This window comes from Mesorhizobium sp. P3_A2, from assembly GCF_056403115.1.
The window spans coordinates 1-7,891 of the sequence record NZ_JBFUGC010000031.1; the positions used below are offsets into that span (position 1 = coordinate 1).

The window sequence follows — 7,891 nt, forward strand, 5'->3', positions numbered from 1 at the left end:
GTCGGTGAGTCCATGTATCGCTATCTGATCGCACGCCGGATGTCGGAGGCCGCGTTTCTGCTCGAAACCAGCGACGAAGGGATTGCACGGATTGCGACCCGTGTCGGCTACGAGACCGCGGCCGCGTTTTCGAAGCTGTTCCATCGACATCACGGCCTGTCGCCCGGCCGCTATCGAGCAGCTCGCCGGTCTGACGGTGGCCGAAGGCAAGGGGCCGTGCTGGAAGCAGAAGTCGCCGACTGACCTCGAGGCCGCGGCCGCCGATCTCGGCAATTTCGCGGACGGCGGGGTGGAGTTTTCGTCGGCCCTCGCCGCGGCCAGTCCCGTTCGTGATCTTCCGCGGTTGGTGGAGATGTCGAGGATCAGACCGGCTGTCGATGAAAAATTTCGATCGGGTGTTTCTACGCGGTTCAATTCAGAACTGTCACCGGCTTTATCTGTATCTGATCTGCTGATACATAACCCGTGTGACGAGTGCGGGCCATATGTCGAATGAAATCATGGTTGTCGATCCGCTTGAGCGGCTCGACTTGTTGAAGAGCCTTGCGAGCGAGGTCCGGGTCCGGATTCTCGATCTGCTGCACCGCAAGGGGCCGAAAAACGTCAATCAGGTGGCTGAAGAATTGGGTCTTCCGCAATCGACAATTTCCGCAAACATCCAGGTTCTTGTCGATGTCGGTTTGATCGAGACGAAATCACAGAAGGCGCGCAAGGGAAGCCAGAAGGTCTGCTATTCGACCTTCTCCGAGTTGGTTGTCGTCTTTAAGGATCGCACCCCGGCGCAGGATCTCGGCGTCATAGAAGTGGCGATGCCACTTGGACTCTACACACGATGCGAAGTTTCCGCCCCCTGCGGCCTGTGTTCAAAGGACGGCGTCATCGGACTTCTCGATGTGCCCAACACCTTCCTCGATCCTGACCGTATGCGGGCTGGGCTGCTGTGGTTCACGCGCGGCTTCGTCGAATACCAGTTTCCCAACAATGCGACGCTTGCCAATGCCAAAGTCGGCGGGTTGGAGCTGGCGATGGAGCTTTCGTCCGAGGTGCCGGGCACCTCGAAGGATTGGCCATCGGACATCACGGTCGCGATTAACGGACACGAGATAGATACCTGGACGGCGCCGGCCGACTATGGCGACAAGCGCGGCAAGCATACGCCCGGCTGGTGGAAGCTAGCCGGATCGCAGTATGGCGACCTCGTACACTGGCGCGTCACGAATAACGGCACCTATCGCGGCGATGACAAGGTTTCCAAATGCTCGCTGGCTGATCTGGAACTCGAGCGGCACCGTTCGATCCGGATACGAATCGGCGTGAAGGAAGATGCGCGTCACCCCGGCGGCATAAACATCTTCGGTAGTGGCTTCGGCAATTACAGCAACGACATCGTTCTGCGCCTGCTCAAGGCTTGAGAGCATGCTGGACCCTTGACGGGCGGAGGAACTCCGCCCTTAACTGACCCACGACCCGGATACAAACCGGAAAGTCGGATTGATAGTCCGCAGTGGGAGGGATCATGAAAGCCAGAGTCACGGCGAACGCGGCCTACGCCGTCGCGGATATCGACAAACGTCTTTACGGTTCGTTTCTCGAGCATCTTGGCCGGGCGGTCTATACGGGCATCTATGAGCCCGGACATCCGCACGCGGACGCAGAGGGGATGCGCAAGGACGTGATCGAGTTGGTGCGTGCGCTCGACACTCCGATCTGCCGTTACCCGGGTGGCAACTTCGTGTCCGCCTACAATTGGGAAGACGGCATAGGCCCAAAGGAGAACCGCCCGCGGCGCCTCGATCTTGCGTGGCGCACCACGGAGCCGAACCTGGTTGGAATCCACGAATTCGCCGACTGGGCCGAAAAAGCCGGCACCGAGATGATGCTAGCTGTCAATCTCGGTTCCCGCGGCCTCGACGAGGCGCGGGCCTTCGTTGAATATGTCAACCACCCGGGCGGCAGCTACTGGTCCGACCTGAGGGCCAAGAACGGACGCACGCAGCCCTGGAACTGCCGCCTCTGGTGTCTCGGCAATGAAATGGATGGTCCCTGGCAGGTCGGCCACAAGTCGGCGAGCGAATACGGCCATCTCGCCAACGAGACCGCCAAGGCGCTGCGCGGCCTCGACCCGACAGTGGAACTGGTCGTCTGCGGCTCGTCGCATTCCAATATGCCGACCTATCCGCAGTGGGAAGCAACAGTGTTGGAGGCGACCTACGAGCAGGTCGATTACATCTCTCTCCACATGTATTTCGAGAATTACGAGAAGAATACGGCCGAATATTTGGCTCTTCCAGCCAAGCTCGACCGCTACATTGGCACGGTCGCGGGCATCATCGACTACGTGAAGGCCAAGACCCGCTCGAAGCGGGACGTGAAAATCTCCTTCGACGAGTGGAACGTCTGGTACCATCAGCGCAAGCTGGACGCCGAGCGTATGCGCGCCTGGGACTGGCCGGAAGCGCCGAGGCTTTTGGAAGACATCTACAATTTCGAGGACGTGCTGCAGGTCGGCTGCATCATCAACACCTTCATCCGACGATCGGATATTGTTCGCATCGCCTGCATTGCGCAGCTGGTGAACGTTATCGCGCCGATCATGACCGATCCCGGCGGCGCCGCCTGGCGGCAGACGATCTACTGGCCTTTCATGCTGGCCTCTAAGCATGGCCGCGGCACCGCGCTGCAGCTTGCGGTCGAGGTGCCTGCCTATGACGCGGCCGCAGCCGACAAGGTGCCATGGCTCGACATTGCAGGCGTGCATGATTCGAACGCCGGAACGCTGACCTTCTTCGCAATCAACCGGCATGGATCCGAGACGATAGAGGCCGACGTCGCCCTCGAGCGGTTCGCCGCCAAGTCCATCGAGCATACAATCATCCGTCATGACGATCTCGAGGCCTGCAACACCAAGGACGCGCCGGACAACGTATCACCGGTCAAAGGCAACGGGGCAGCGCTCAGCAGCAAGGGAATGACGTTGAACTTGCCGCCGCACTCTTACTCGATGGTGCGTGTGACACTCTGAGTCAATATCCGACTATCAGATATATACCGTAAAATCCGTTGCAGGGGGTTTGGTTTGGTGTAGCATTGAAACGTTCAAGGCGGATCTAACCGCCGTACTCGGGAGGAAGCTGAGATGAACTTTCGCAGGATAATGGCCATAGCGGTGGTTGCGGCCGGAGGATTTTGGGCCGTCGCGGCCCAGGCCGAAGAAACCGTCATATGGTGGGATTTCCTCGGCGGCGGTGACGGTGTGCGCATGAAGCAGATGATCACCGACTTCAACACCGCCCACGCTGGCAAGATCAAGATCGACGCCACGACGCTGGAGTGGGGCACGCCCTTCTACGCGAAGGTGCAGACCTCGGCCGCGGTCGGAGAGGCGCCAGACGTCATGACCTATCATGCCAGCCGCATCCCCTTGGCGGTGAGCCAGGATATTCTCGAAGAAATCACCGCCGACGACATGAGCAAGATGGGCCTCTCGGCCTCGGACTTTGCCCAGACGACGATGGGCGCCGTGACGGTCGACGGCAAGCAGTACGCAGTGCCGCTCGATACCCATCCCATCGTCCTGTACTACAATCGCGTCCTCCTGAAGAAGGCAGGCGTGCTCGGCGACGACGGTCGTCCCGTGGGCATGGGCAACAAGGAGGAATTCACCGCGACACTGCAGAAGTTGAAGGACGCCGGCGTCGAGTTCCCGCTGGGCAGCGTCACCGCCGACGGCAACTTCATGTACCGTACCATTTACTCGCTGGTGTGCCAGCAAGGTGGCGAGCTTCTGACGGGCAACGAGTTCCTCGCCGGCGACAACGCTGAAAAGCTGGCGAAAGCGTTGGCGGTTCTGCAAGGGTGGACCAAAGCTGGGCTGCAATCGACCTATACGGACTATCCCGCAACCGTCGCCCTATTCACCTCGGGCAAGGCCGCAATGATGATCAACGGCGTCTGGGAAGTTCCCACGATGACCGACCTCGCCAAGCAAGGCAAGCTGTTCGACTGGGGCGCCGTCGAGATCCCGGTGATCTTCGACAAGCCATGCACCTATGCGGACAGCCACTCGTTCGCGATCCCGAAGAACAAGGGCAAGGAGATCACCCCTGAAAAGCGTGCCACCGTTCTCGAGGTGATCTCATGGATGGACAAGCACTCGCTTTTCTGGGCCACGGCAGGCCACATCCCGGCCTACAAGCCAGTCACCGAGACGGCGGAATACAAGGCAATGGAGCCCAATGCGACCTATTCGACGCTGACGGCCAACATGATCTTCGATCCGAAGTCGCCCAAGGCTGGTGTCGCCGGGCCGATCTTCGACATCATGTCCAATTATTTCGTGCCGACCCTCAATGGAGAGATGGACCCGGGCGAGGCGGTGAAATCCATCAAGGAAGAGCTGAACAGCATGTAGGGCTCAAAGGCTGGGACCGCCCCGCCCAGGACGGTCCCAGCCATATTTGAGGAAGAGCCATGCTTCGCAACTCCCGAACTGAACGTCTTGTCGCGCTGGTGCTGGTCGCTCCCTTCCTTGCGATCTACTTGCTGGCGTTCGTCTATCCGACGGTTCAGATGTTTCGCATCTCCTTCACCGATGCGCCGCTGATCGGCGAGGGTCGGTGGGTTGGTCTCGACAACTACCTGCGGCTCGACAACGACCCGATGTTCCGGCGCGCGGTCTGGAACACCGCTTACTTCGTGCTGATGACGGTCGTCCCGGGAACGCTCATCGCCCTGTTGATCGCGCTTGGCGTGTCACGCCTCAAGGGCCGGTTCCAGGCGACCGTGCTGGCGCTGTTCTTCCTGCCCTACATCCTGCCGGTGTCCGTGGTCTATTTGATCTGGGACTGGACGCTGAATTTCCAGTTCGGGATTGCGATGCATGTGCTGGACTGGCTGGGAATCCCGCGCGTACCGGTCTTTAAGTCGCGCGCCTGGTTCCTGCCGGCGGTGGCCGGGGTGACGATCTGGTGGACCGCAGGTTTCTCGATCCTCCTCTTCCTCGCCGGACTGCGGTCCATACCAGTGGAGATCTACGAAGCCGCGGCGCTCGACAACTCGACGCGATGGACCACGTTCCGGCGTATCACCTGGCCACTGCTTTGGCCGATCACCTCGCTGGTATTGACCATCCAACTCATCCTGCAGCTCAAGATTTTCGATCAGGTCTATCTGTTCTCGATCGGGGGCCGGCCGAACGACAATATGGTGCTCGTCTACTACGTCTTCCAGAAGGCCTTCCAGCAGAATCAGGGAGGCAGGGCAGCGGCTGTCGCCGTCACCCTCTTCGTGCTTGTGGTCGTCGTCTCGGTCCTGCAATTCCAGCTGCTCCGGCTCGCCGAAAGGCGGCGCCGATGAACGCCATGGCTGCGCAGCGCTGGAACTTTTGGGGCGGGATAATCACGGCACTGACGCTCGTCTGGGCCATCCTATGGGCATTCCCGCTTTATTGGGGTGTGATCTCATCGCTCAAACCGGACGACGAAGTCGTCCGGCCTTACATCGAACTCTGGCCGGAGACGCCGACGCTGGAGAACTATATTTCCGCCGTTACCACCACACAGATCGGCACCTGGTACGTCAATTCGGTGGCGGTCGCGGTCGGCGTAACGGTCATCACCATCTTCATCTCGATGCTGTGCGGCTACGCGATCTCCCAGTTGCGGTTCCCGGGGCGGATCGCGCTATGGTGGCTGATCCTCGCCTCCTTCATGGTGCCAACTTCGGCGCTGATCATCAATCATTTCGTGCTGGTCGCCAACCTTGGCCTGCTCAACAGCTGGGCTGGAATCATGTTGCCGCAGCTCATCCATCCCGTCATCATCATCGTGTACAAGCAATTCTTCGATCAGGTCCCGAAGGACTTCCGTGAGGCCGCGGTCATGGACAATGCGTCTGAATTCGGGATCCTCTTCAAAATCTACGTGCCGATGAACTGGGGGGTAACGACGGCGCTGTCGATCGTCTGCTTCATCTGGACGTGGAACGCGTTCTTGTGGCCGTTCCTCTCTGTTACCCGCACCGAGATGATGACGATCACCGTCGGCATCACGCAGGTCAATGACGCCTTCGGCGTCTACTACGCGCGCCAGCTTTCGGCAGCTGTACTGGCCGGCCTTCCAGTGGCACTGGCCTACCTCTTCTTCCAGCGCCGAGTAACCGAAGCGATAACGCTCTCCGCAGGCATCAAGGGCTAGAGCAATTCCAGGAAAAGTGTGTGCGGTTTTCCGTCCGGAATTGCGTAGAAACAAAGAGATAGAGCGGTTCGCCGTTTCCGTGAAACGGTGAAACGCTCTAGCCTCGGCCCGCAAGCGAAGCGCAATGCCAGGGGGCACGACCCCGATCGGCGGATTCAGGCCCGGTCAGCGCGCGTGCCAGGTCGATCCGTCCGCGGCGAAAAGATGGAGGGCGGCGGTGTCGAACTTCAGCCGAACGGCGTCGCCCGGTTTGACGCTCGAGAGCCCGCGATCCTGTGCTGTAACCTGCGTCCCATCAGCGAGCCGCGCATAGACGAGCGTTCGCTCGCCAAGGCGCTCGACAACCGTGGCCGTGGCGGACGTTTCGCTGCCCTCGGAGACGACAGTCAGCGATTCCGGCCGCACTCCCAGTTCGCGCCAATCCATGTTGACCGGCGCGCCGGGAAGTTCGACGAGCGATCCATCCGTCAAGCGCGCCTTGAGCCTGTCGCCTGAGCCTGAAACCGTAACAGGTAGAATGTTCATCGCTGGAGACCCGACGAAGGTCGCGACGAATCGCGATGCCGGACGTGCATAGACCTCGTCGGGTCTTCCCATCTGCTCTATCCGGCAATCGTTGAGGATAACAATACGGTCGGCGAGGGTCATCGCCTCCACCTGGTCGTGGGTGACGTAGATCATCGTCGACTTCAAACGCTGATGCAGTTCGGCAAGCTCGACGCGTGTACGAGCTCGAAGCGCCGCGTCCAGATTGGAGAGTGGCTCGTCGAACAGGAATGCCTTGGGCTCCTTGACGATCGCACGCCCGATGGCCACGCGCTGGCGCTGCCCGCCGGAGAGCTGCGACGGCCGTCGGTGGAGCAACGCTTCGATCTCCAAGATACGCGCAGCCTCAGCGATCCGTTGGCGTATAACATCCGGCGCGACCCGAATGTTCCTCAGCCCAAAGGCCATGTTCTCCGCGACTGTCATATGTGGGTAAAGCGCATAATTCTGGAAGACCATCGCAACGTTGCGCCTGCCCGGCGCCAGGTTCTCCGAGCGCACCCCGTCGATCGTCAGCGTGCCCTCGTCAATGCTTTCGAGACCGGCGATCATCCGGAGCAGCGTCGTCTTGCCAGAACCGGACGGGCCGAGAAACACGACCAGCTCTCCTGGCTCAATGTCCAGGCTAACCTCGCGGATCACTTCGACTGCGCCAAAGTGCTTTGATACGCCCGACAGCGCGATTCCCGTCATGCCTGCGATCCTTCTTTCCTCCATAATTTCGGATAAATACCCGATGTCAAGGAACGTGGGGAGCTAGGGCACAAGGTTTCCAAGCTGTCTTGCCAAAAGCCGACCGTCTGCAGTCGGTCCCATTCACGACGTTTCGAGACAGAAGTGCTCTTCGTCGAGGTGCTGCGAAGCTGGATCAAGTCTCTCGTATCAGCAGAAGGCGGGTGGCTGGGGCGATGGCGGACCCGCACATAGGACCGGCGCTTCAGTTGATCCACGAACGACCGGATCAACCCTGGACCCTTAGCGACCTGGGGCAGCGCGTGGGGCTCGGTCGCTCGGCGTTTTCAGCTCGCTTCACCAAGCTCGTCGGTGAGTCCATGTATCGCTATCTGATCGCACGCCGGATGTCGGAGGCCGCGTTTCTGCTCGAAACCAGCGACGAAGGGATTGCACGGATTGCGACCCGTGTCGGCTAC

At 60.1% G+C, this 7,891-nt stretch carries 7 protein-coding genes and 1 pseudogene; 7 read left to right on the forward strand and 1 reads right to left on the reverse strand.

Annotated elements, in window-relative coordinates; translation table 11 throughout:
- The 6 genes from AC1DXM_RS31605 to AC1DXM_RS31630 all read left to right on the forward strand — a co-directional run.
- A partial coding sequence (locus AC1DXM_RS31605) for a helix-turn-helix domain-containing protein (protein WP_477235635.1) occupies window positions 1-243 on the forward strand: 243 nt, incomplete at its 5' end.
- 242 nt (window positions 244-485) lie between these two features.
- The gene (locus AC1DXM_RS31610; RefSeq protein WP_477239451.1) at window positions 486-1,412 is read left to right on the forward strand and encodes an ArsR/SmtB family transcription factor; all 927 of its coding nucleotides are present in this window, start codon (window positions 486-488) and stop codon (window positions 1,410-1,412) included.
- A 104-nt stretch (window positions 1,413-1,516) separates the two neighbouring features.
- Window positions 1,517-3,022 (forward strand): arabinosylfuranosidase ArfA, encoded by a 1,506-nt coding sequence (gene arfA / locus AC1DXM_RS31615; protein WP_477239452.1) that lies wholly within the window; start codon window positions 1,517-1,519, stop codon window positions 3,020-3,022.
- Window positions 3,023-3,136: 114 nt separating this feature from the next.
- Window positions 3,137-4,411 (forward strand): extracellular solute-binding protein, encoded by a 1,275-nt coding sequence (locus AC1DXM_RS31620; RefSeq protein ID WP_477239454.1) that lies wholly within the window; start codon window positions 3,137-3,139, stop codon window positions 4,409-4,411.
- 59 nt (window positions 4,412-4,470) lie between these two features.
- Window positions 4,471-5,355, forward strand: coding sequence for a carbohydrate ABC transporter permease (locus AC1DXM_RS31625; protein ID WP_352589928.1), 885 nt, complete (start codon window positions 4,471-4,473; stop codon window positions 5,353-5,355).
- On the forward strand, window positions 5,352-6,194 hold the full coding sequence (locus AC1DXM_RS31630; RefSeq protein ID WP_477239456.1) for a carbohydrate ABC transporter permease: 843 nt from the start codon (window positions 5,352-5,354) through the stop codon (window positions 6,192-6,194). The genes AC1DXM_RS31625 and AC1DXM_RS31630 overlap by 4 nt, the downstream gene beginning before the upstream one ends.
- Window positions 6,195-6,359: 165 nt before the next feature.
- On the opposite strand, the gene AC1DXM_RS31635 is transcribed toward AC1DXM_RS31630, so the two are convergent.
- Window positions 6,360-7,433, reverse strand: a complete 1,074-nt coding sequence (locus tag AC1DXM_RS31635) for an ABC transporter ATP-binding protein (protein ID WP_142869304.1) — start codon at window positions 7,431-7,433, stop codon at window positions 6,360-6,362.
- A 138-nt stretch (window positions 7,434-7,571) separates the two neighbouring features.
- On the opposite strand from AC1DXM_RS31635, the pseudogene AC1DXM_RS31640 reads away from it, so the two are divergent.
- Window positions 7,572-7,891 (forward strand): annotated as a pseudogene (locus AC1DXM_RS31640) (helix-turn-helix domain-containing protein); the annotation flags it as partial.